Origin of the sequence: Saccharomonospora sp. NPDC046836, from assembly GCF_040645195.1 — a bacterium.
In the GTDB taxonomy this organism is placed as follows: domain Bacteria; phylum Actinomycetota; class Actinomycetes; order Mycobacteriales; family Pseudonocardiaceae; genus Prauserella_A.
In genome coordinates, this window is record NZ_JBEYXW010000003.1 from 259,031 (window position 1) to 283,172 (window position 24,142).

The following is a 24,142-nucleotide window of genomic DNA, read 5'->3' on the forward strand; positions in this document are numbered from 1 at the left end:
AGAAGGCGACTGAGTAATCGACGCCGTACGTGACCATGTAAATGGTTATTTCTCCGCTTCAAACCCACTCAATTGGGTAAGCTGGTATTCCTCGTTCTGCAGGGACAATCCGCTGGAAGCGCGGCCGGCGGACCCGAGTTGGCCAGCCTGTTGCGCGAGCGCGTCATCAACCGCCTGCAAAGCTTCGTAGGTTTCGACCTGGCCGAGCGCACCACTTCGAATGTCGTTACCGTAGTCATCATCACCGAACGTAGCCACGTCCGCGACCAGCTCCTTGATCGTCTCCATCCGGCGGTGGCTCCGCTCCCGGTATTCGGCGCTGAGGGTCTCGTAACGCCCGGACAGTGCCTCCAGCTCGAGTGGGTTCATATCTGAACTCATGGAGCCACTCATCGTTCGACCTCCTTCCGCTTCAGCAACTCGGCATCGCTTTTGAGCATGCTGTCAGTGGTGTCGGCACTGTCGTCCCAGCCGACCTTGGCGCTGACTTCACTGATGCCAGCCGGAAGCTGGTCGCCCATGACGTCCTGCATTTGAGCCATGACATTGGCCACCGCGTTCCCTGATGCGGCAAGAATGTCTGCGGCGAGCGCCCGGACATCGGGCTTGCGCAGAACCCGGGGATCGATCTCCAGATCAACAAGTTGGCCACGCGGCCCGACAACGACCTTGACCATACCGTCAGCCGACCAGGCGACGCCGGTCAAAGACAGCAGTCGATCCTGCGTTTTCGGCATTTCCTCCACAGCACGTTTCAGATCGTCCATGAGCCCCTGTAACGCGCCCATACTCGCGGAAAAGTCCTCCATGAGTCCCTCCATGAACCCGCAAAGTACAATGCCAACTTAAATCTGTCTCAACGATCTGGTTCCACGTTGCCCAACGGGTATAGCATTCCGTTATGTACCAGAGACCGCTGCTTCGATCACTGCCCGTGGTGATCACGCTTGGTGCTGCCTTCACCACGTTGGGCCCTGTCACGCCGCTGGCATCCGCCCAGCAAACGAACGGCGAGCAGTGCGTTTCTTCTGGCACCACCTCCTCGGCCTCGGCGGTCTGGCCGCAGGACATGCTCGCTGCCGAGCGGGTGTGGCCCCTGGCGACCGGTGCTGGGCAGCGGGTCGCCATTGTCGGGACCGGCGTCGCTGATACTCCTTATCTTACCGGCAAGATCATCGCCCGCCGCGATTTTGCGGGACAGATCACCAATCGTGACTGCCTTGGAATCGGCACCGGTGTCGCCGGTGTCATCACGGGCCAGAGTCCCGATGGAGCCGGATTCCGAGGGATCTCTCCCGAGGCCACTGTGCTGGCGGCCAAAGTGGTGGGAGATCGGTTCCCCGCCGATCAGCCGTCCAGCTCGGTCGCGGCGGACCAGATCGCGGACGCCATCAACTGGGCGGTGGATCAGCGAGCCACGGTGATCGCGGTGACCACGGTGACCTATCAGGACAGTGCTGGACTCGCCACCGCAGTCCGTCGAGCACAGGACAGCGGCGCGGTGGTCGTAGCGTCGGTGGAAGCAAGCGATCAGGCCGGCACGGCGGAGAGCCCCAGCTACCCGGCGGCTTACGACGACGTCGTCGGAGTCGCCGCCATTGACGCGACCGGCACCGTCACCGAGCAGGTACCAGCCGGAGTGGTTGATCTCGTCGCACCGGGAACGGACATCATCACCACCTACCCCGGCGATGGCCTCGGCCCCGCATCGGGCTCCGCCTTCGCCGCCGGTTACGTGGCGGGTGCGGCAGCACTGGTGCGCGAGTACCGGCCGGAACTGTCCGCATTGGACGTGACGAACAGGCTGTTCCTCACCGCCACTCCGGGGCACGAGGGCGCCGGGAGTCCGCGTTACGGCTACGGCATCGTCAACCCGCTGCGCGCCGTCGCGGACCAGGTAGTTCGCGGCGAAACCGCTGGGCTGCCAGGGATGCCGCCAAGTGAGACAAGTCCGGAGGATCAGGCCAGAGCGGCGGGCCGAGCCGACAGCAACGCGCTGGCGTTCCAATTGGCCGCCGTCGGAGCCGTCCTGATCGCGGGTGCTGTGGTAGCGATCGTGTTGGGTCCGAGCGGTCGACGTCGCCGCTGGCGCAGCGGTTTCGCCTCGCGGCCGACGGAACATCCCGAGCGGGAGCGTCCCGAGCCACCGGTTGAGCTGTTCGCGGATCAGCACCGGACTCACCAGTGATTCAAGGCCGAGTTGAGCATGGCGTGCTTCCAAACAAATACAGTGGAACGGCCCCGGAGCGAGAAGTCCGGGGCCGGTGTCACGAAAGATGTCAGGCGTACAAGGCGCGCTGGGACCGGTCTGTGTCCTCATAGTTCCGAGCGAAATTCTTTGTCATGTGACCTATGCGGCGGTCGGTCTCACTCTGTTCGCCGGCATCGCGGTCCACCAGCGCGTGCTCGCCCAGGAAACCATCGGCGGCCAGACCTGACCAACCTTCGCTGCCGACGATCCCACGAACCTTGGCCATCAGGTCGTCCCGGATGGCGTCCAGCTCGTCACCGTGTCCAGCGGTTCCGGTGCCCAGGCTGTCGATCGCCTCGGAGTACGCGGTAATTCGATCATTAAACATTGGCGGCTCCGTTCATTCGACCGAAATTCATGCCGCCACTCTCGATCTGCGACATGGCGGCCCGGGCTTGCTGCTCCTGGTTTTGGTCCAATCCGACAAACGCGTTCTCGCTGGCCAGGACTTTCGCTTCCAGCTCGTCGATGAACTGACGCAACCGCCGCGACTTCTCATTGCGGCTGTCGTTCAGCCCGATCATTCCTCCGACAGTCGCGCCGCGCCATTGCACTCCGGCAATGCCGTCGAAATCCGAGTTCGCCCTGTTCCGGATCGCGGCTTCCCGCTCACGCGCCTCTGTGAGAGCTTGGCGGAGCAACCTCGTCTGATCCGGTGTGAGTTCCAGTGCCATCGTCTACTGCTCCGTTCACACGGCTACTTGGTCACAGCGTGAGCCAACGGGCTGGCACCGGCCAGCCACCGACCTAACCGGATATGGCGAGGCCAGGCAGTGCGTGTGCGGATGGACTACGGGAGCAGGTTCTCTTAGGGAAGCCTGCTCAACGGCTCTGCGCGGAGTCCTGGCTGGCCGGGCGTAATGCCGCACCCGGATCCAATGTCGGCCCGGCCGGGATGCGTTGGACAAGCGCGGCGGGAACCGGAGTCGCCGACGCCGGGTCATAGCCTAGCGTCGACAACACCTCATCGGAGGGCACGGGAAAGCGCAGACCGTTGTCGGTCACCACATGCAACGAGCCAGCGCTACCTCGATCGTCCGACGGCATGGCCCGGACCACGGCAACCTGACCCGGTGGCACCAGCACCTGGTCAGCCAACACGACGCCGGTGCCGGACATCCCCGTGGTGGGTATGCCGCCGCCGAGCTCAACAGTGTCACCGCCAACGGAGATCGTCGGCGGTGCGCTGACATCCGTTGTTTCCGCGCAGATCGCGTCCGCGCCATCCGGCACGGTCACCAGCTGCGGTGGCTCGGCCGGCGGCGCCGTGTCACCCGACGGAGGCGCCAATGCATCGCTGACCGGCACCGAGTTGGCAAGTGATACCCGGATTTCGGTCGGCTCCACCGAGTATTGCCCGCGCAGAATCGACATCTGCAATTCGGTGAGATAGGCGAGCCCGTCAGAACGTACCAGATAATACTGGTTTCCTCCGCCGATGGCGTGGTACACGAGGTCCCCCACCTCGTGACCAGGCACAGCGTCGGATTCCGCACCGAGTCCAGGCACCTCGATACTGCCGATGTCCTGCCCGGCAGGTAACCCGTTCAACCACGCACTGCCGACATCGGTAATGGACTGCTGAAACCCGAAAAGGGAACGGATGATTCCGTCCGCGTCGTCGGTGATCCGGTATCGGTGGTTGTGCCACAGCAAGTATCGGCTGCCGTCCGCCGCGTCCCGAACCAGCATTCCGCTTTCCGCCAGTGGAGCTCCACCGGACAACCGGTCACCGACGAGCAACGTCGTCGTCGTTACCGCTCTCCGGCCCTCCGCCACGACCGAACACAGTGTCCACGGCAGACCAACCACCCGGTCCGCGGCCGGCAGGGAATCCGGTGCACCGGGAATTCCCACGGTCACTTGCCGGGGAACGCCCGCAAGACTCTCACCCGATACCCGGTGCACCTCGGCGGCGGCGTTTCCGCTGGTCAGGCGTGCCGAAGTGAAGTTGAGCATGGGCCACAGGCTGGCATTGCGGTAGACGAAAGTAGCGCCGGTTTCCCGTTCGATGACAATCGCACCGTCAGCGCGCCATGAATCGCCGCCCACGCCGGTGACCACCCCGTACACTCCGAATCCAGCGGCGACCAGCGCGGCGATCATCACGCTGGCGAACACGGCACCCACCCCGCGTCGCAGTGGGGTCTGCTCCGGATCGGTCTCGTGCACGACAAGCGCGGAAACAACCCGTTGCATCATGAACTGATACGAATGCAGCTGGTCCCGACGACTCGGCACTGTGTTGTCTACCCCTCAACCGATCGACGCCATCAAACCCTGCACATAGCCGAAGAAACCGGTGATGTAACAGGTGAACGGAATGAGAGCGAGAATGACCAGCACGTCGACGATGTCGGCGACCCGCCCCAAATACGGTGAAGGATTCGTCCTGCTGTAGGTCATGCCGACCGCCGCCGCACCGACGGCGACCAACCCGACGAGCAGTAACACACCGACAAGCCCGCCGTTTCCCGACACAGCGGCGGCCAGCGACGTCGCCAGCACCGTCACAGCAAGGATTCCGGCCACCAGCAGCGGAATTCGTTGCCTCGGAACGGGAAACAGGCGCGCCCGCAAGAGCAGGGCGAACGCCACACACGCCAGCATGATCAAGCGGGAAACGCCGCCGTGTGCCGCGAGGTAGACCCCGCACACCACACTGACGATCGACAGACCCAGCAGCAAGCCGGACAGGATCTCATCGGTTCGGACCGCGGCCGCGAACACCGATGATGTCGGCGGGCTGGGGGTGTCCTCGAGCAACTCGGCCGGACGCTGCGGTAACGCCGGCAACGGCAGCCGTCCGGACCGAGCGGCGAGCAGCGGATACACTGGTAAGAGCGCGATTCCCACTGTGAGCACCAGCGACGCGGCCGCGTCCGGATCCATCGCGGCGGCGAACAGACCACCGAGCAATCCCAGAAGCCCGACGTGCACCGCGGCCACGAACACCCGGCCGAACCCGCCGACGCCGACATAGCCGAGCAAACCGAAGACCACGAGCGAGGTGGCACCCAGCATCAACTGGGGGCCGCCCAAGGCCAGCAGTCCGGCGTGTTGCGGGCCGGTCAGCAGGTAACCGCCGAGAAAGGCGTACGGAAGTGAGCTGCCCGCGAAAACCGCGCCGGCCTGTGCGTCCGGCACCGTCCGCGCGACGATCACTCCAATAGCCGCCAGTACGAATGCCGCGGCAAGCATGATCAGCCCGGGTCCGCTCCACGGCGGTCGAAACAGCAGCGTGACCACTGTGCCGCTCACCAGTACGGCGGCACAAATCGCCAGCCCGGCCAGGCGGGTCGCGGCCCTGTCCCAGCTACGCCCATACCGCCTGGCACCACTGGCGATCGCTTCGACCAGGTCGTCGTACTCGAGCTCCGGCCATTCCACCCGCCCGGGAACGAGGTAGAGCACTTCGCCGTCGAGAACGCGTTGGGCGGCAAGCGTCTGGCGGGAGTCGACCGTATCGCCGGTGGGCCGGCGCAGTGCCCAGCCGCCATGCCGCTCACCCTCGTCCGGCACCTCCTCACCGGCGTGCCGGAGCAGGTACGGCAGCAACTCGGCAACGACGACGTTTTCCGGCAGCGCGACGTCGATCGAGCGCTTCGGCGCCACGATGGTCACCTTCGCCAGCGCGATGCTCAGGACTGCGGTCATGAATGTGTCTTTCCGGAAAGCGTGCACGGGACTACTTCAATGTTAGAAAGCCCGCGCAAGCGTCAGACACCAGCGTTAACGTTGCGCTACCGTGGCGCGGGGAAGTCAGCTCGGAGGGGTCGAACGTGGCAACGGTGATCGTGAAGCGGCCATTGCGGCAGCCCGCGCCAGAACTACCTTCGGGTGAGGTCGTCCTCGAAGCGCCACCCGAGAACCCACCTCCGGCGGGGCGGTCCTGGGGCCGCATGCTCATGATCGTCCCGTCGCTCGGCATGGCCGCGGGCATGGCACTGATGATCGGCTTCGGGTACGGCTCGGGCGCCTCGAGCCCGGTCATGTACGTAGCGGGTGGCCTCATGGGCATCGGCATGCTCGGCATGCTCGGCGCACAGTTCCTGAATCAGGGCAACCAGGGTGCCGGCAAGCAGGAGACAATGCTGCAGCGCCGGCAGTACATGCGGCGGCTGAGTCAGCTGCGCGCGCAGGTGCTCGACACCATCGAACGTCAGCGCGACGCCATGTTCTATCGGCACCCGAACCCCGACCGGTTGTGGTCCACGGTGCAGTCGGCGCGGCTGTGGGAACGCCGCCCCAGCGACTGGGACCATGCAGTGGTCCGGATAGGGCTGGGCGCACAGGGCTTGGCGACGCCGCTCGTGCCACCCGAAACCAAAGCGGTTGACGAGCTGGAGCCGTTGTGCGCGATGGCGTTGCGCCGGTTCGTGACGACCTACTCAACCGTGCCGGACCTCCCCATCGCGGTGGCACTTCGTGGCTTCTCACATATTTACCTCAGGGGCGACACCGACGCGACACGTGCGCTCGCCCGCGCCATGACGATGCAACTCGGCGTCTTCCACGCTCCCGGCGACGTGATCATCGCGTTCTGCGTACGAGCTGAGGACCGGGACGTGTGGGAATGGGCCAAATGGCTACCGCACGCACTCCATCACAACAAGCTCGACGCCGTCGGCCAGATCAGGCTGGTCGCCCCGAGCGTGACCGCGCTGGAAGCCATGCTGGACGACGTGCTGGCCAACAGGCCGCGGTTCAGCGCGGCGGGCGCACCGGCCGGGGGCACGTCGCACGTCGTGGTGTTCCTCGACGGCGGCGACACCAGTGGTTCAGAGCACCTGATGGTTGACGGTGGGGTCGCCGGGGTGACCGTGGTCGACCTCACCGGGGAACCGCCGCGACTGCTGGATCCAACCACCCTCGTGCTGTCCATCGGCGAGGACGGTTCGCTGACCAGCCGTACGGTCGACGGCGAGAACGAGATCGGCCGCGCGGACGCGCTTGACCTGGACGACGTCGCCGGCGTGGTGCGCGCGTTGGCCCCGCTGCGCCTTTCCGCGCTGTCCACAAGCGAACAGCCACTGTCCGGAACGCTGGAGCTCACTGATCTGCTCGGAGTAGGCGACCCGCTCGAGTTCTCACTGTCGGGGAGCTGGACCGCGCGGTCGAACCGGGAGCGCCTGCGGGTCCCGTTCGGGGTGCGCGCCGACGGACGTCCGATCGAGCTGGACCTGAAGGAATCCGCGCACGACGGAATGGGGCCACACGGCCTGCTTGTGGGGGCGACCGGTTCCGGCAAGTCAGAGTTGCTGCGCACCCTGGTGCTCGCGTTGAGCGTGAAGCACGACCCCGAGATCCTGAACTTCGTGCTGATCGACTTCAAAGGCGGAGCGACCTTCACCAAGCTGGATCGGCTTCCGCACACCAGTGCCGTGATCACCAACCTGGCTGACGAGCTGCATCTGGTGGACCGGATGCGCGACGCGATCCAGGGTGAGCTGATGCGCCGGCAGGAGCTGCTGCGTAAAGCCGGCAACTACGGTTCCCAGCACGACTACGAGCGGGCCAGAACCGCAGGCGCGCCGCTGGAGCCGTTGCCGACACTGCTGGTGATCGTCGATGAGTTCTCCGAACTGCTCACGGCCCGGCCGGACTTCGTCGACATGTTCGTCCAAATAGGGCGCCTCGGCCGGTCACTGGGCGTGCACCTGCTACTGGCGTCGCAGCGTTTGGAGGAAGGGCGGCTGTCAGGTCTCGACTCGCATCTGTCGTATCGGATCGGCCTGCGCACGTTCTCGGCGATGGAGAGCCGTGCGGTGCTTGGTGTACCTGATGCCTCACAGCTGCCGCAGGCACCCGGCAACGGCCTGCTCAAGATCGCATCCGGCGAGCTCACCCGGTTCAAAGCGGCCTACGTTTCGGGTGTGTATCACCGTGGCGCGGTGTCCCGGACCGACGCCGAGGGGCGGCATATCGACCCTGTCCAGGACTACTCCACGAAATACCTGGCACCCCGGATCTCCGAGGAGATTCCGGTCGAGCAGGAGCCGTCCGGCGCCGAGGAAGCCGGGCAGACCCTGCTGGACCTGCTGGTGGCGCGGATGGAGGGTAACGGCACCCCGGCCCATGAGGTCTGGCTTCCGCCACTGGCCGAACCACCGACCCTAGATCAGCTGCTCGGCACACTAGTCGCCGATCCGAGCCGGGGCATGACCACAAAGGACACCGGACCGCATGGCACGCTGCGGACCATCGCCGGCATCATTGACCAGCCGTTCGAGCAGCGCCGGGACGAGTACTGGCTCGACCTGGCGGGTGCCGGTGGCAACGTCGCGGTCGTCGGCGGCCCGCACAGTGGCAAGACCAACGCGATCCGGACCATCATGGGTGCCCTCGCCCTCACCCACACCGCCCGTGAGGTGCAGTTCTTCTGTCTCGATTTCGGTGGTGGCGGGTTGACCGCGATGCGCGATCTCGCCCACATCGGTGGTGTGGCCACTCGCCGCGACGCGAACCAGGTCCGGCGCGCTGTGGCCGAGACCCGCACACTCCTCGCCGAACGTGAACAACGGTTCGCCGATCACGGCATCGACAGCATGGCCACCTATCGGCGAATGCTCCGCGAGGGCCGGTTCCCCGAGGACAGGTTCGGCGACCTGTTCCTTGTCGTGGACGGCTGGGCGACTCTGCGCATGGAGTTCGAAAGCCTCGAGGACTCGTTGTCCGAGCTGGTCAACCGAGGTCTGGCTTTCGGACTTCACGTGATCGTTTCCGCCAACCGGTGGATGGACCTGCGGATGAACATCCGGGACATGTTCGGCACCAGGCTGGAACTGCGGCTCGGTGATCCCGCCGACTCCATGCTGGGCCGCCGCCCCGCCGCGACGGTGCCCGAGCGCACGCCGGGCCGCGGTCTCACCTCCGAAGGTGCCCATTTCCTCACCGGCGTCCCTCGGATCGACAACGCGGCAACCGACGACGGCCTCGCCGATGCCGTCAAACAGTTCATCGCCGCGGTCAACGAAGCCTCGCCGGTACCGCCAGCACCGAAGGTACGCCTGCTGCCAGCCGAACTGCCCTATTCCGAGCTGCCCTCGCCGGATTCCGACACTCAACCGGGCGTGCCCATCGGCATTTCGGAAAGCGACCTGCAGCCGGTCTACCTCGACTTCGACGCGGAGCCGCACTTGCTGCTGCTCGCCGACGTCGCCAGCGGCAAGAGCTCGTTCCTCCGCGCGCTCACGACCAGCATTATGGCCCGGTACCAGCCCGAACAAGCGCAGATCGCGCTCATCGACTTCCGCCGCAGCATGCTCGGACTCGTACCGGATGAGTACCTGGTCGGGTACGCCGGGAACGCGGGCACGGTACGCGAGATGGTCGAGCTCACCCTCAGCGCGCTGAGCCAACGGCTGCCGAGCGGCAAGATCACTCCTGAAGAACTGAAGAACCGCAGCTGGTGGTCCGGCCCGGACCTGTACCTGCTGATCGACGACTATGACCTGATCGTCGGGCAGCAGGAGAATCCGTTGCTGCCGTTGCTCGATTTTCTGACGCAAGCCAGGGACATCGGCTTCCGGATGATCGTGACTAGGCGTACGGGCGGCGCCGGCCGCGCCATCTTCGATCCGGTGCTCTCCCGCATCCGGGACCTCGCCTCGCCCGGCATCCTCATGTCCGGCAGCCGCGAGGAGGGCCCGTTGTTCGGCAACCGTCGAGCCGAGCCACTGCCGCCCGGCCGGGGCTGGTTGATCACCCGGCGGCAGGGCAGCCAGCTGGTTCAGTTGGCTCACCTGCCACCAGCGGACTGACCACAGCGCCTGCGGACCAGCTCCCAGAGCGGAACTCAGGACGCCCGCACATCGTCTCACTGTCATGAGTGACGCCACCGCTGCAAGAGATCTCCATATTCCCCGGCTGGGGTTGACAGGCTGTACTTCACTGGGAACAGGCACGGGGCTGGCCGCCCCTCACCAGCCCCGTGCTCAGGTTCTTCACTGACCGCCTGGGAGGGACAACGTGAGCGACAACGACTCGCAGCGGCAACCATCCGACCAGGAATTGCTGGACCAGTACTCCGGTCAGACCGTGGCGCCGAGCTGGCCGGTCGAGGGCGCCAAGCTCGACATGGACCCCTCCTCGCTGCGGGGCTGCGCGACGAACTTCGCGACGATCTACGCGAACCTGGAAAGCGATGCCATGGGCCCGGCCCAGGATGTCAAGGGCGCTGGCAAGGAAATCGCCATAAGCCTGTTTTTCGACGAAGGCCGGATCGCCGACCGCAGGTCCCAGAACAACGCGGACGCCTTCCTCGCTGGACTCGAGAACCTCAAACAAGAGGTGCTCGCGCACTGTTCGGCGCTGTTCACCTGCGCTGACCTCGCCGAGCTCAACGAGACCGTCAACCTGGACATGATGCGCTGGATCTACGACACCCCCGGCGCGGAGATGCCCGACGGCCTACCGAGCTACCTCGCCGAGGGCGAGACGATCGAAGACATGATGGAGGAGGCCGGGATCGGCGACGGCGAGGTCCCGACCGAGGAGCAGTTGTACCACGGTGCGCTGACGCTTGGCGGGGGAATGTCCGGTCCACTCGGCACTCAAGCTGTGCTCGGTCAATACGGCATCAATCTGGCCTCACTCAACCTGCCGCAGGGCGCTCAAGGCGCCATTTACCGGACCAGTGAAGGCGGAATCCGGATCATGGTCCAAGGAGAATCGGAGAACGCCTACACGCAGTACTACTTCAGGGACGGCGCGCGCATCTACGACTCGGAGGTCGAGGAGAACGGCAACTCCACAAACACGGTGTACGACGCCGACACCGGTGAGGTCGCCCACGAAATCATCGAGACCAATACTTCGGAGACCAACGGCTCCATCACGCACCACACGTCCGAAGCCGTGAGACGCGATCTGGCAACCGGCGAGACCACGACGACCTCGCAGCACACGCTGATCCGCGATACCGAGAACAACCTTCAAGAAACGCTTACCTACGACGTGGACGAGGAAGGTAATCGTCACAACGAACGCTACATCCCCGAACAACCTGAACCCGATACCGATTTTACTGAGGTTTACGAGGAAGCCGAGGCAAGGAACGAAGAACTGCTTCGGCGACTCGGGTAGGACTGCGCGAGATGCACGATCGAATTCTCTCGCCGACCTGAAGGGGGACGCCGCGGATGAGCGATGATCCGTATTTCGGATATGACTTCGACTCGCTTCGCGAGTTACAGACTGGTGGTAGCACCTACGGCCGGTCCAGCTCGTCGCCCTGGTACACCAGTTCCGAGGCCGAGCCCACAGCGGCGACACCCGCGCCGGACGACTCGGACATGAATTTCCGGCTTATCTACCAAACGATTAAGAACGAGAGGCCCGGGACCGCAGAGAATCGCGGGCGGCAATGGGCCGCCGTCGCCACCATGCTCAACACGCTGAAGACGCAGGTGCGCGATCAGGTCTCTGCGCTCGACCCGGACTGGGCGTCGCCCACCGCGAAAGAAGCCTTCCTGGAGAAGATCGGCAGAACACTCGCCTACGTCGAGCTGTGGCGACAGGCGGCATGGGCCAACGCCGGCGCGCATCGTGGTTTGGCCGAAGTCATGCGGGAATACCAACTAAGAATCGAAGCGCTGAAAACAGAATACGATTCTGACCTTGCACAAAGCAGGCGGGCAATCTGGCGCTATCTTGATGAATATACCACTCCGGAAACCACCATGGAGGACATTGACCAGCTTGCTCGTGAGCACAACTGGGAACATGAACTCCCGCACGACGAGTTCGACCAGCGGGCACGACAGTTACTCAGTGAGATGGCCGGCGAGTACCTTCCGTATCTGAGTCAGCTGAACGATGGCCGCCCGTTGAAGCTCGAGCCGTTCAACGCGGTGTTGCATCCCACCGCGCTCGGTACGGCGATTCCTGACCTCACAGTGCCGGGGCTACCGCCGACGGACGCTCCAGCGGTACCCGTCGAGCTCATGTCGGCGCTCTCGGTACCGCCTCCGCCTGCGGTCGCGAACGGGGCCGTCCCCACCCCGCCGTCGGTACCGACTCCACCCCCAGTGTCCACGTCGGTGCCAGATGTGCCGGACGTTCCCACCGCCCCGAGTGTCCCTGTCCCGCCCGTCCCGACAGCACCCACGGTGCCCACGGTCGGCGTTCCGGGCGGCGTGATGCCGCTCGGATTCGGTGGCGCCGCGATGGCCGGGTTGATTCCGGGAATCACCGGCCTGACAACACCGCGGGTAGCCCCGAATGTCACGGCGCCGAGGCCTGCCGGTGGGCTTGGCCAGGGCTTCGGGTCGCAGACGCCGTCCGGACTCGCTTCCCCGGCTTCCGGCCTGCCGCCGGGCACGCTGCGGCCCCCGATGCCACCCGGCATGCCGGGTCAGCAAGCGCAACGAAAAAAGGACGACAAAAAGCCACAGGTGCCGCCGGGCACCATTGGCGGCCGGCCACCCGGCGGCATGCCGTCCAGCCCACAGGCGCCCGCACAAGAACGGCAGCCGACGAACAACCGCGGCGCGAGGCCGAACTCCGGGGTGCCCGCCGCGTTCCAACCGCCGTTACCACCGACCTCGCCGGTCTTCAACGCACCGGACCGGAAGCGGAACCGTCCTGGCGGTCGGCACGAAGCGCCGTTGAGCACCGGGCGGCCGATAGCAGGCGCACCTGCCGTGCTGGCGAACCCGCAGAGTGCCGGCAAACCCGCCACGGAACAGATCACCCCGGCGCACCCGACCGAGACCAGTCGTCGACAGCAGGGCCTGCAACCGGAGTTCGATGTGGAAGCGCCCGCCGCTGGGCCTGTGCTGGAAAGCCGAGAGACGGCGGCCCCGCAATCCGTTGGTGAGATCCCGGTGGTCTTGCGCACCGCACCGGCCGCGCCGGAAACCCCGGACCACCAGGTCAGGCCAATGGTGCCGGCCGATCAAGCACCCCGCGTGGCCGGTGAGAAGCCGCTACCCGCGAACGTCGACCAAGCGGCGTGGGAGGTTCAGACGCCGGGTGGGCCGGTCGTATCGGGCGAGCGAGAAGTCAAACGCCCCGCCAACAATCCCGCGGCGACCCTGGGCAGGACCTGATCGAGCGGCGACCCGGCCCCCGATCCACAGATGATCAGGGGCCGGGTCAAGTCACGGCCTCATACCCCTAGTTCCGGCTCGGCAGGCCGAGGGCGCGCTGCTCCGCCGGGGTAGGATTGGTCCAGATGTAGCGGCTGCCCTCACCGGTCAGTGTCGCCACCATGTCATCACGCAGCATCTGCAACAGCTGCGCGGTACGTTGCGAGAATCCCAGCTGACGGGTGATGGTCGCGGCCTCCTCGAGGCCCAGACGCTGTGTCACCACCAGGTCCGCCTGCCATACCGCGGTCATCGCTGCCGGAGTGAACCGGCGCAGCAGCGTCAGCTGTGTCTGCCACTTGGCAGGCTGCGGCCCGCTCTGCGGGGCGATGGGGTTTTCCAAATCCAGCACTCTAAGGACCGGCATGTCCGCGGAGCTCGTTACGGCCATTGTGGATCGCGGCGCGATCATGACCACCCGGTCTTCATAACCGGCCGCCCATTGTTCGACCCGTGCCCAGTCCCATGGCCAGTCGGTGGAGACGACAACCTTGGCACCAAAGTCCAGCGCCCGCAGGGCGAAGAGCCTCGCCGCCCACGCTCCACCGATGATCATCGCACTTGTGGGTTCGGGGCGGAACAGGGTCACTGTCGCTACCCGGCCGCCTTGGTCCCGGCCAACGGGAAAACCGAATGACACGCCGGTCAATTGCAGCCGGTCGAGTGCGTCGTCGGCGGCGACATGGTGCCCGATGCTGAGCTTGGGGATTCCCCGGTAGCGCCGCGCACGCCAGGTGCGCCGTTCCTCGGCCGGTGCGGGGATGCTGTCACTTGGGCGGGGTCCGCCCGTTGGAGCGGGCGCCGGCGCCGCACTCGTGGTCGCCGCCGCTGCCGGTGGTGGCGGGCCTGCCGCTGTCGCGGCCGCACCGGACGTGATCAGGTGACTCCGCGGAGCGGCAACCGGGTAGGGAACCGCGACGGTCCTCTCCGTCGCCTCGCTGGCGGGGGGTCCCGGATTCGTGGCCTGTCCAGATGCGGGCTGGTTCGGAGCGTTCTGGCTCTGTGGTGGTGGTCGCTGCCCGCTCGCGTCCGTAGCCGCAGGGTCGGCGTGACCACTGTGGATGGTGCCGCGCTGCGCGGGATCGGGCGCCGCGTTGCCCGGCGGCTGGTGCGGCGCTGCCGGTGACGGGTTCGCCGCGGCGGCCGCCGCCTGCCCGGGCTGTGGTCGTTCACCGCTGGTCACCGCGCACCTCCTCCGCTTGGAGCCGATGCGTACACCGCTGGCGCGTGTTCACCGTCGAGCCGACGCAAACGAGCGCCCATCCGTTCGGCGAGTGCCATCGCCTGGGCGCAGACCTCGGCGGACTTCCCCGGCTCCGCGGCAATACGTACCAGACAGCGTAGATTGGTTCCCTCACCCGAGGGTTCCAGCAAGACTGCCACGGTGACCCGCGCCGAGGGAAGATCGTCCAGCGCGGCGAGCAGTGTCGTACCCCGCTCCGGATCTGGCCATCGGTCAAGCCAGAAGCACACCTGGCTTGTCCCTGCCGTGTGCCAGGCGTCCCAGCTCTCGCGTACCCGGATCGGCCGGCCGAACGGGACGAGATCACAGGAACGGGCGAGTGCGTCGATCATCTCGTGTGCTTTGAGACCGCGAGCTGCCAGGCCACGCCGTCGCAGGACCTTGCCTACTCTGCGCACCAGTTCAACGAGCACGCCGGGAACGTCGACCTTGCCGTCCTGGGCATCGATCATCGACTCAGCGACCGCGTCCGCGTCCAGTCGTAAGGCGATCCACAACACCCTGCTGCCATCGGTTGCCGCGCGGCCCTGGACCACTTGCAGCACGACACCACTCTGTTCGGCCTCGGTGGCCAGCCGGGCGAGAGCGGTCACCGGCACTGGCGGGCGAACGACGCTCGCTGTGGAGCTCTCCAGTTCGAGGACGGCGAACCAGCCTGCCCCGTCGCTGCCCATCCCGATCTCTCGATCGGTTTTTACGGCGATGTTCTCGAACACGACATCCGGTGCGAGTTCACGGAGCGCGACAAGCCGGGGATCGTCGCCCCGCTCGCCCAGCGAACCGCTGCGCCGCCGGTACCGCAACCACCGCCAGCCGAGCTCGGACCACCAAGTTCCCTTTGACCGGCCGAAGGTCAACGCGATGGCGAGCACACCCAGCACACAGCCGAGGATGACCGCCCAGACCCTTTGCACGACAACAAAGAGCAGATATACCTGGACAACCTCGAAGGCGATGAGACGACCGACTCCCGCGGCACCGAGGTAGCCCGGCCGACGGCGCAGCGGAAACCACGCCGGCCGTTTGCTTCGAGCACGCCAGTCGGGCCTTCCGGTCGCGTGCGGCATGGACGCAAGGTCCCCTTTGGACGCTGCTGCTGCCGCTACCCGGCTGACACCTGCCACGGTGAAACGATAACCTCGCTTGTTCAGTTACCCGGCCCTTCTTCGACAACTCCAACATGGCAGCCCGTACTCTGCCCCGTACTCGGGTACCAGTGGATGCGTGCCAGCCAGAGCGACCAGCATCTTTCCCCCAAGCCCTGCGCGAGATGCTTTGACAGCGGAATGAGACCGCCTTCGTTCATGGTGAACGCTGGTTCAACCTCTCCCAAGACCGCCGCGGTCCGGCATGCCACACCGTCGACACCCACCCCGCCGGGTGCAATCGCCTAACCCGTAGCCAACCCGTACGGACAACCGATCACGATCCGGCGGGCAAGCGGACCTGCACATCCCATCGTGCGTCTTGTCCGGCAGTTGCCAGCACGCTGCGAATTCCGTGCTCCACTATGAACAACTAGGTAAGTGCGGCCTGGAACCAGCACGCTACGCCAGAAACGCTAGGAGAATCGTGGCTCTAGCACTCGTCGACACAGAGCGCGAGCAAGCGCGGGACGGCACTGGCAGGCCCAACGGGGAGACCAGGTCCTTGGACCTGGTCCGCACTTACCTGAACCGGATCGCTCGTACCAAGCTACTCACAATTGAGGAAGAGGTTCTGCTCGCCAAGCAGATCGAGGTCGGCCTCTTTGCCGAGGCACGGCTGGTCGAACTGGGAGCCGACGGCGACGAACAACTGCGGTCGGATTTGCGCCACATCGCGTCCGAGGGAGTCAAAGCCAAGAACCATCTCCTCGAAGCAAACCTGCGGCTGGTCGTGAGTATCGCCAAACGCTATACCGACCGGGGCCTTCCGCTGCTCGATCTCATCCAAGAAGGCAACTGCGGGCTGATTCACGCGATCGAGAAATACGACTACACACCCGGCTTCAAATTCAGCACGTACGCCACCTGGTGGATCCGCCAAGCCATCAGCCAGGCCATCAGCCAGCAGGCCCGAGTCATCCGCCTGCCTGCCCACATCGCCAGCCAGCTGAGCAGGGTCGAGCGCGCTCGTCGAGACCTGTTGAATGAGCTCGGCCGCGACCCGCACCTTCGCGAAATAGCCGACGCCGCCGAAATGGATCCGGCGAAGGCACGGGAACTACTGTCGTACAACGAAACACCGCTGAGCTTGGACCAACCCGTTGGCGATGACGGTCACCAGACGCTGACGTCGTTGCTGCACTACGTTGACTGGCTGACAGGTTCCGAAGACAACGTCTCCGACCGGCTCCTCCGTCGCGAGATCGACACTATTCTCGGTGCACTGAACCCGCGTGAGCAGCAGGTGGTGCGCCTACGCTACGGGCTCGACGACAACTGGCAGCGCACACTGGAGGAAGTCGGCCTCGAACTCGGCCTGTCGCGGGAGCGAGTCCGGCAGATCGAGAAGCGCACCATGACCAAGCTACGTGAGCCGGCCAGGATCCAGCGTCTCCAGGAGTACGTGTCCTAACCGGACGATCGTGTCATCGGCTGGCTACGCGAGTGCGAGCACCTGCCGGATGCGCGAAAGTTTGTCCCGCTTCACGTCATTTGCCCGAACCGGCCCATAGCCCAAGAGGGTGAAACAACCAGGAAACAAGATCGCCCGAATCGCTTCACAGATCGGCCATACGCTGCGGTCCGCTCGGCATCCGCCAGTGATCCCCACCGGACGTGGGCTCGACGCCCGTCACGAGTAAGGCCGTCATTTGTCCAGATCCACACGCCGCGCGAGACGCCTCGCCGCGCTACTGGCAGCCGTCAGCTGCCTGTCCATCACCCTCACTACCGGGTCCGCCTCGGCGGCCCCCGCCCCCTCCACCGACGTGGCCTCCGGTTCGCACTGGTCGGTCACCCGCGTGGCGGGCGGTTTCCAGGTCACCCTCCGCCTCGACAAGCAGCTCCCCGTCACGGCCAGTGCCCCCACGCTGTCGGCCGACGGCAGGGTGCTCGGCCCAGCGACCGAGTCGGCCGACGGCAGGTCGCTGTCGCTGGTCACGACCGACCCCTCCGTGGTGAGCGCGAACTCGGTGACCACCGATGCTTCCGGGTCACCGTCGACCACAATCCCGGCAAACCCGGCGCCACACAAAGCAAAGCCCGAGATCAGTCCCGAGAGCTTGCAGGCCGACCCCTCAACGCCGGGCCCGTACCACGTCTCCGAAGCCGTCTACGACTTCGGGGACCGGGCGATCCCGCTGCTCAACATCGGCGGCATCCGCGGCGAGCTGACCGGCAAGATCTACCTGCCCGACGGTGACGGCAAGTCGCCTGTCGTGATCTTCATGCACGGCCGCCACACCTCCTGCTACGGACCGGGCAGCGCCAACCCGGCACGGTGGCCCTGCCGCGCCACCCCGGACAGCGCCGAACAACGCTGGACGATCCCCAGCTACCTCGGCTACGAGGAGCCGGCCCGCGCCCTGGCAAGCAACGGCTACGCGGTGATCTCCGTTTCGGCCAACGCCATCAACTCCAACGACAACCAGCTGGCCGCCGACTACGGCGCGCAGGCACGAGGCCGGCTGATCCTGGACACCCTCCAGATGCTGAAGAACGCCGACGCAGGCAATGAGGTCGTCTACCACGACGCCTTCACCGACCGGAACGTCGATCTCGGCACGGCGCTCACCGGCGACATCACCCCGGCCGCGCTGGTCAGGCGGCTCGATCTCGGCAATGTCGGGATCATGGGGCACTCCCGCGGCGGTGAGGGAGTGGTGGCAGCCTCGACACTCAACGACGCCCTGCCGGTCTCCCAGCAGTTCGGGATCAAGGCGGTGCTCCCGCTCGCGCCGGTCGACTACGACCGGATCTCCCTGCCGAACGTGGCGACGGCGACGATCCTGCCCTACTGCGACGGTGACGTGGAGAACCTGATGGGCCAGCACATCGTCGACGACTCGCGGCACAGCTTCGACGACAACGTGCTCCGCTCGGCGGTCCTGGTCATGGGCGGCAACCACAACTTCTTCAACACCATCTGGACTCCTGGCGGCTGGCCTGCCGCCACCGCCGACGACTGGTTGTCCTTCGCCACCGGCGCGAACGATCCGGTGTGCCACCCCGGCGCGGCCACCACGACGCGGCTCTCCGCCGCCCAGCAGGTGCAGGTCGGCGCGACTTACCTGGCGGGCTTCTTCCGGCTCGTGCTCGGCGGCGACAAGCGGTTCCTGCCGCTGTTCGACGGCTCGAACGTGACCGCGCCCTCGACGTCGTTCGCGACCATCACCTCGACCGCCACCCAGCCGGCGAAGTCGCGAATGGACATCGCCACCTTCGAGGAGCACGACCCGGCCGTCAGTGTTTCCGGTGACGCCGTAGCCGAGGTGTGCGCCAGCATGGGCGGCACCGGCGGCGTGACGCTGCCGCAGTCGTCGCCGTTCTGTTCCACCACACTCAACCAGGCGGCAGCCCCGCACTGGTCGCCTGCGCTGTGGGCGTTCAACATCCCGTCCTCGCCGATGCTGCACCTGAAGTGGACGTCGTCGAATTCACGCGTGAGCGTCGCCGTCTCGCCAAGCAACCGCAACATCAGCCGCTTCGAGCAGCTGTCGGTGAAGATGGCCGCCGACGAGTTCGTGTCCACGAACACGGACCTCACCGTCACCGTCATCGACCGCGCCGGGCGCACCTGGTCGTCGCCGGTCTCGAAGCTGAACCCGTCCGCGGTCATGCGCATGCCAGGCGTCAGCTCACCCTGGTTGCGCAAGGTGATCCTGCAGCAGGTGACGATTCCGATCACGTCGCTCACCGGACTGGACACCACCAGCATCCGTGAGGTGCGGTTCAGCGCTCCGGCGGGCACTCCGTCGGGCGGTGTCTACCTCTCCGACCTGTCGGCCGAGACCCCGGCCGTCGGCGGGCGGGTGCCCGCACGACAGGCCACTGTGGACATCGTCCCGGCACGAGTGGACGAGGGGTCCGGTCCTGGCGCGGCCCACGTAGCGGCCGTGCTGTCCCAGCGGCTCGGACACCCGGTCACGGCGTATGTCAGCGTGTTCGGCACCACCACCGGCAAGGCAGGGGTCACGATGCGGAAGGTGACCTTCGCTCCCGGGCAGACCTGCGTTGCGGTGCCGGTGGCAACCTACGGCGACACGCTTCCCAGCGCCACACCGTCCACATCGTTCAAGGTCTCGGCGACCAATGTGATGGGCGCGGTCATGGGAGACAAGGGTTTCGGCACCCTCACCGTGCGCGAGGACGACGGGGTCACCGGCGGCTCCCCGACCCCCGAGGTCGGCAGTCCCGGCGACGTCTGCGCCGAATACCAGGCGTCCCTGACGCCCGGTCGGCTCAAGGTCACGGGCACCATCGTCATCGGGGAGTCCACAATGCTCGGCTCGGGTGGCTACCGGGCCGGTGAGAGCGTGGAGTTCCGGCTGGGCTCGACCTCACTCGGCCGAGCCCTGGCCGACGCCAACGGGAACGTCTCGTTCGAGGCGACGATCCCCGACGGCACCCCGAGCGGCAAGGCGCAGCTGACGGCTGCCGGTGCCGGTTCCGGCTACACCACCCAGGCGGAGGTGGTGACACGGGCGGCCGGCTGACGGCCGCTGGCGGTGCGGGCCGCCAACACGAGTGTTGGTGGCCCGCACCAAGCATGCTCCGTCAGTGGTCCGCGCTGACGGGACGCAGCACGTTGCGCAGCGCTTCGAGGACGGCCGGGTCCTCAATGGTCGACGGGACGGGCTCGGTTCGGCCCTCGGCGATGCCGCGCATGGTCTTGCGCAGGATCTTTCCCGAGCGGGTCTTGGGTAGCGCCTCCACGACGGAGACATCGCGGAACGCCGCGACCGGACCGATCTCGGCGCGCACTGCCGCCACCAGTTCGGCGCGCAGCTGTTCCGGTTCGATGTCCACACCGGACTTCAGCACGACGAGCCCGCGCGGTAGTTGCCCCTTGACCGTGTCGTGCACGCCGATGACGGCGCATTCGGCGACGGCGGGATGTGCGGCGAGTACCGCTTCCATCGAGCCGGTGGACAGCCGGTGCCCGGCGACGTTGATGACGTCGTCGGTGCGGCCCATGACGAACAGGTACCCGTCCTCGTCCACGTAGCCGCCGTCGCCGGTGAGGTAGTAGCCCTCGAAGCGGGACAGATAAGACCTGACGTAGCGCTCGTCGTCGTTCCACACGCTGAGCAGCGTCCCCGGCGGTAACGGCAGCTTGATACAGATGGCGCCTTCCTGCCCGCGCGGCAGCGTTTCACCGCTCTCGCCGAGGATCCGCACGTCATAGCCCGGCATGGGCACTGTCGGGGAGCCTGGTTTGATCTGCAACGGCTCCAGCCCACGCGGGTTGGCGGCGACGGCCCAGCCGGTCTCCGTCTGCCACCAGTGATCGACCACGGGCACGCCCAGCTTGTCGTGCGCCCAGTGGTAGGTCTCCGGATCGAGCCGTTCCCCTGCCAGGAACAGCGTGCGCAGAGTCGCCAGGTCGTGGCCGGCGAGCGCCTCCGCCCACGGGTCGGCCTTCTTGATCGCGCGGATCGCGGTCGGCGCGGTGAACAACGCCTTGACGCCATGTTCGGCGATGACCCGCCAGAACGCGCCCGCATCGGGTGTGCCAACCGGTTTGCCCTCGTAGACCACCGTTGTGGCACCGGCCAGCAACGGCCCGTACACGATGTAGGAGTGCCCGACGACCCAGCCCACGTCCGAGGCCGACCACCACACGTCGCCTGGCCCGATGTCGTACACGTTGGCCATGCTCCAGGACAGCGCCACCGCGTGCCCGCCGTTGTCGCGGACCACGCCCTTCGGTTTCCCCGTCGTACCGGAGGTGTAGAGCACGTACAGCGGGTCGGTCGCGGCCACGTCGACGCAACTTGCCGGGTCGGCTGCGATCATCAACTCGTCCCAGTCGTAGTCCTCCGGACCGAGCTCAGCACGCAGCCGTTCCCGCTGAAGGACCACAATGGACGGCCGGGTTACACCAGAGAGTGTGATCGCCTCGTCGACGATCGGCTTGTAGGCGATCACCCGCTGCGGCTCGATGCCGCACGAGCCGCACACCACCACCTTCGGCCGCAGATCAGCAATACGCACCGCCAGCTCCCGCGCGGCGAAACCGCCGAACACCACCGAGTGCACCGCACCGAGCCGGGCGCATGCCAGCATCGCGATCACCGCCTGGGGCACCATCGGCAGGTACAGCACCACCCGGTCGCCCTTGCCAACGCCCAGGTTCCGCAGTGCGCCGGCGAACCGGGCGACCTGGTCGAGCAGCTCCGCATAGGTGTAGCGCGAAATCTGCCCGGTGACGGGTGAGTCGTGGACGAGCGCAAGCCGGTCACCATGGCCGGCCTCGACATGCCGGTCCAGCGCGTTGTAGCAGGTGTTGAGCTCCCCGTCGGGAAACCAGCGGTACCAGGGTGGTCGCCCGGCGTCGAGTGCACGTTGCGGCTTTCGCGACCAGGTCACGGTTTCGGCCGCGGCGAGCCAGAATCCTTCCGGATCCTTCATGCTCCGCGCATAGGTGTCGGCATAGTCGCCCATCGGCAGTCCTTTGTAGCCTCTAGCTATCCAGTTCGGTCAGTTCGTCGTCGGTGAGCAGTCGCGAGCGGATCAGGAAGCGCACGCCTTCCGGGGCTTCCAGGGAGAAACCGCTGCCCCTGCCGGGCACCACGTCGATCGTGAGGTGCGTGTGCTTCCAGTACTCGAACTGCGCGGCGGACATCCACACCGGAATCGGCTGCGGCACCTCGGCGACCGTGAGGTCGCCGAGGTGCACATCGGATTGACCGGTGCGGAACTCGCCTGCCGGGTAACACATCGGTGCACTGCCGTCGCAGCATCCGCCGGACTGATGGAACATCAGCGGGCCGTGTGTCCGCGCGAGCGTGCGCAGCAGCTCCGCCGCGGCAACGGTGAGATCCACCCGCCTGCTCATCATGATCAGAAGAAGCCCTGGGCGTTGGGCGAGTAGGACACGAGCAGGTTCTTGGTCTGCTGGTAGTGGTCGAGCATCATCTTGTGGTTCTCCCTGCCGATGCCCGACTGCTTGTACCCGCCGAAGGCGGCGTGCGCGGGGTAGGCGTGGTAGCAGTTGGTCCACACACGACCCGCCTGGACCTCGCGGCCCGCACGGAAAGCCGTGTTGCCGTCCCGCGTCCACACACCGGCACCCAGCCCGTAGAGGGTGTCGTTGGCGATCTTGATGGCGTCTGCGTAGTCGTCGAACTGCGCCACCGACACGACAGGGCCGAAGATCTCCTCCTGGAAGATCCGCATCTTGTTGTCGCCCTCGAACACCGTCGGCTTGATGTAGTAGCCGCCGGACAACTCGCCGCCGAGGTCGGCCTTCTCCCCGCCGGTGAGGACCTTCGCGCCCTCCTGCTTGCCGATGTCGATGTAGGAGAGGATCTTCTCGAACTGGTCGTTGGACGCCTGCGCGCCGATCATGGTGTCGGTGTCGAGCGGGTGCCCCTGCTTGATCTGCTCCACCCGCCCCACGGCGTCGCCCATGAACTGCTGGTAGATCGACGACTGCACGAGCGCGCGGGACGGGCAGGTGCACACCTCGCCCTGGTTCAGCGCGAACATCGCGAAGCCCTCCTGCGCCTTGTCGTAGAAGGCGTCGTTGGCGGCTGCGACATCGGCGAAGAAGATGTTCGGGCTCTTGCCGCCCAGCTCCAGGGTCACCGGGATGATGTTCTCGCTGGCGTACTGCATGATCAGGCGGCCGGTCGTGGTCTCGCCGGTGAACGCGACCTTCCGGATGTCGGAGTGTTGGGCTAGCGGTTTGCCCGCCTCGACGCCGAACCCGTTGACGATGTTGAGCACCCCTGGCGGCAACAGGTCCGCGATCAGCCCGAGCAGCACATGTATCGAAGCCGGCGTCTGCTCGGCCGGCTTGAGCACGACGCAGTTGCCGGCCGCAAGCGCAGGCGCGAGCTTCCAGGTCGCCATGAGGATCGGGAAGTTCCAGGGGATGATCTGCGCGACGACACCGAGCGGCTCGTGGAAGTGGTAGGCCACGGTGTCGGCGTCGAGCTGCGAGATCGAACCCTCCTGCGCCCGGATCGCACCCGCGAAGTACCGGAAGTGGTCGATCGCCAGCGGGATGTCGGCGGCGAGCGTCTCGCGTACCGCCTTGCCGTTCTCCCAGCTTTCGGCAACGGCCAGCGCCTCGAGGTTCGCTTCCATCCGGTCAGCGATCTTGTTCAGCACCACGGCCCGCTCGGCGGGAGCGGTGCGGCCCCATGCTGCGGCGGCACCGTTCGCGGCCGCGACAGCACGGTCGACGTCCTCGGCGGTCCCGCGCGCGATCTCGGTGAACACCTTGCCGGTCACCGGCGTCGGGTTCTCGAAGTACTGCCCCTTCGCCGGCGCGACGTACTCGCCGCCGATGAAGTGGTCGTACCGCGGCTCGAACGCGACAACGCTGCCGGATTCACCCGGCGCGGCGTATTTCGTCATCTGGAGTGCCCTCCTGCTCAACGCTTCGTGCGCGCCCCGT

The 24,142-nt window shown here is 66.2% G+C and carries 17 protein-coding genes; 6 read left to right on the forward strand and 11 right to left on the reverse strand.

Going from position 1 to position 24,142, the window contains the following annotated elements:
* Positions 1–45 precede the first annotated feature (45 nt).
* Both ABZ863_RS06035 and ABZ863_RS06040 read right to left on the reverse strand, forming a co-directional pair.
* Positions 46–393, reverse strand: coding sequence for a hypothetical protein (locus tag ABZ863_RS06035; protein ID WP_358531572.1), 348 nt, complete (start codon positions 391–393; stop codon positions 46–48).
* Positions 390–809: a YbaB/EbfC family nucleoid-associated protein gene (locus ABZ863_RS06040; protein WP_358531574.1), complete on the reverse strand. Its 420-nt coding sequence runs from the start codon at positions 807–809 to the stop codon at positions 390–392. Before ABZ863_RS06040 ends, ABZ863_RS06035 begins: the two co-directional genes overlap by 4 nt.
* 92 nt (positions 810–901) lie before the next feature.
* On the opposite strand from ABZ863_RS06040, the gene ABZ863_RS06045 reads away from it, so the two are divergent.
* Entirely contained in the window at positions 902–2,188 is a 1,287-nt protein-coding gene (locus ABZ863_RS06045; RefSeq protein WP_358531576.1) for a S8 family serine peptidase, read from the forward strand.
* 91 nt (positions 2,189–2,279) lie between these two features.
* Here ABZ863_RS06045 and ABZ863_RS06050 read toward each other — a convergent pair whose 3' ends face one another.
* The 4 genes from ABZ863_RS06050 to eccD all read right to left on the reverse strand — a co-directional run bounded on the left by ABZ863_RS06050 (position 2,280) and on the right by eccD (position 5,908).
* Entirely contained in the window at positions 2,280–2,579 is a 300-nt protein-coding gene (locus ABZ863_RS06050) for a WXG100 family type VII secretion target (protein WP_358531578.1), read from the reverse strand.
* Entirely contained in the window at positions 2,572–2,925 is a 354-nt protein-coding gene (locus tag ABZ863_RS06055; protein ID WP_358531580.1) for a hypothetical protein, read from the reverse strand. The genes ABZ863_RS06050 and ABZ863_RS06055 overlap by 8 nt, the downstream gene beginning before the upstream one ends.
* 148 nt (positions 2,926–3,073) lie before the next feature.
* Positions 3,074–4,492, reverse strand: coding sequence for a type VII secretion protein EccB (gene eccB / locus ABZ863_RS06060; protein WP_358531582.1), 1,419 nt, complete (start codon positions 4,490–4,492; stop codon positions 3,074–3,076).
* Between the two features lie 15 nt (positions 4,493–4,507).
* On the reverse strand, positions 4,508–5,908 hold the full coding sequence (eccD, locus tag ABZ863_RS06065) for a type VII secretion integral membrane protein EccD (protein ID WP_358531583.1): 1,401 nt from the start codon (positions 5,906–5,908) through the stop codon (positions 4,508–4,510).
* Between the two features lie 125 nt (positions 5,909–6,033).
* Here eccD and eccCa point away from each other — a divergent pair, with 125 nt between their 5' ends.
* The 3 genes from eccCa to ABZ863_RS06080 all read left to right on the forward strand — a co-directional run bounded on the left by eccCa (position 6,034) and on the right by ABZ863_RS06080 (position 13,305).
* Positions 6,034–10,014: a type VII secretion protein EccCa gene (gene eccCa, locus ABZ863_RS06070; RefSeq protein WP_358531585.1), complete on the forward strand. Its 3,981-nt coding sequence runs from the start codon at positions 6,034–6,036 to the stop codon at positions 10,012–10,014.
* A 208-nt stretch (positions 10,015–10,222) separates the two neighbouring features.
* A complete protein-coding gene (locus tag ABZ863_RS06075; RefSeq protein WP_358531587.1) occupies positions 10,223–11,338 on the forward strand; it encodes a hypothetical protein in 1,116 nt (371 codons plus the stop codon).
* Between the two features lie 56 nt (positions 11,339–11,394).
* On the forward strand, positions 11,395–13,305 hold the full coding sequence (locus ABZ863_RS06080) for a hypothetical protein (protein ID WP_358531589.1): 1,911 nt from the start codon (positions 11,395–11,397) through the stop codon (positions 13,303–13,305).
* A gap of 67 nt (positions 13,306–13,372) precedes the next feature.
* On the opposite strand, the gene ABZ863_RS06085 is transcribed toward ABZ863_RS06080, so the two are convergent.
* Positions 13,373–14,527: a hypothetical protein gene (locus tag ABZ863_RS06085; protein ID WP_358531590.1), complete on the reverse strand. Its 1,155-nt coding sequence runs from the start codon at positions 14,525–14,527 to the stop codon at positions 13,373–13,375.
* Positions 14,524–15,501 (reverse strand): type VII secretion protein EccE, encoded by a 978-nt coding sequence (locus ABZ863_RS06090; protein ID WP_358531592.1) that lies wholly within the window; start codon positions 15,499–15,501, stop codon positions 14,524–14,526. Before ABZ863_RS06090 ends, ABZ863_RS06085 begins: the two co-directional genes overlap by 4 nt.
* A gap of 736 nt (positions 15,502–16,237) precedes the next feature.
* Here ABZ863_RS06090 and ABZ863_RS06095 point away from each other — a divergent pair.
* Entirely contained in the window at positions 16,238–17,146 is a 909-nt protein-coding gene (locus ABZ863_RS06095) for a sigma-70 family RNA polymerase sigma factor (protein ID WP_358531594.1), read from the forward strand.
* A gap of 238 nt (positions 17,147–17,384) precedes the next feature.
* Positions 17,385–20,228 carry a hypothetical protein gene (locus ABZ863_RS06100; RefSeq protein ID WP_358531596.1) on the forward strand — a complete coding sequence of 948 codons (2,844 nt, stop codon included), beginning with the start codon at positions 17,385–17,387 and terminating at the stop codon, positions 20,226–20,228.
* A gap of 61 nt (positions 20,229–20,289) precedes the next feature.
* Here the strand turns inward: ABZ863_RS06100 and ABZ863_RS06105 are convergent, their stop codons facing one another.
* The 3 genes from ABZ863_RS06105 to adh are packed head-to-tail and all read right to left on the reverse strand — an operon-like array spanning position 20,290 to position 24,102.
* Complete coding sequence (locus ABZ863_RS06105; RefSeq protein ID WP_358531598.1) at positions 20,290–22,179, reverse strand: propionyl-CoA synthetase; 1,890 nt, start codon at positions 22,177–22,179, stop codon at positions 20,290–20,292.
* Positions 22,180–22,198: 19 nt separating this feature from the next.
* Positions 22,199–22,573, reverse strand: a complete 375-nt coding sequence (locus ABZ863_RS06110; RefSeq protein ID WP_358531600.1) for a DUF779 domain-containing protein — start codon at positions 22,571–22,573, stop codon at positions 22,199–22,201.
* Between the two features lie 5 nt (positions 22,574–22,578).
* Positions 22,579–24,102 (reverse strand): aldehyde dehydrogenase, encoded by a 1,524-nt coding sequence (adh, locus tag ABZ863_RS06115; RefSeq protein ID WP_358531602.1) that lies wholly within the window; start codon positions 24,100–24,102, stop codon positions 22,579–22,581.
* Between the last annotated feature and the right edge of the window lie 40 nt (positions 24,103–24,142).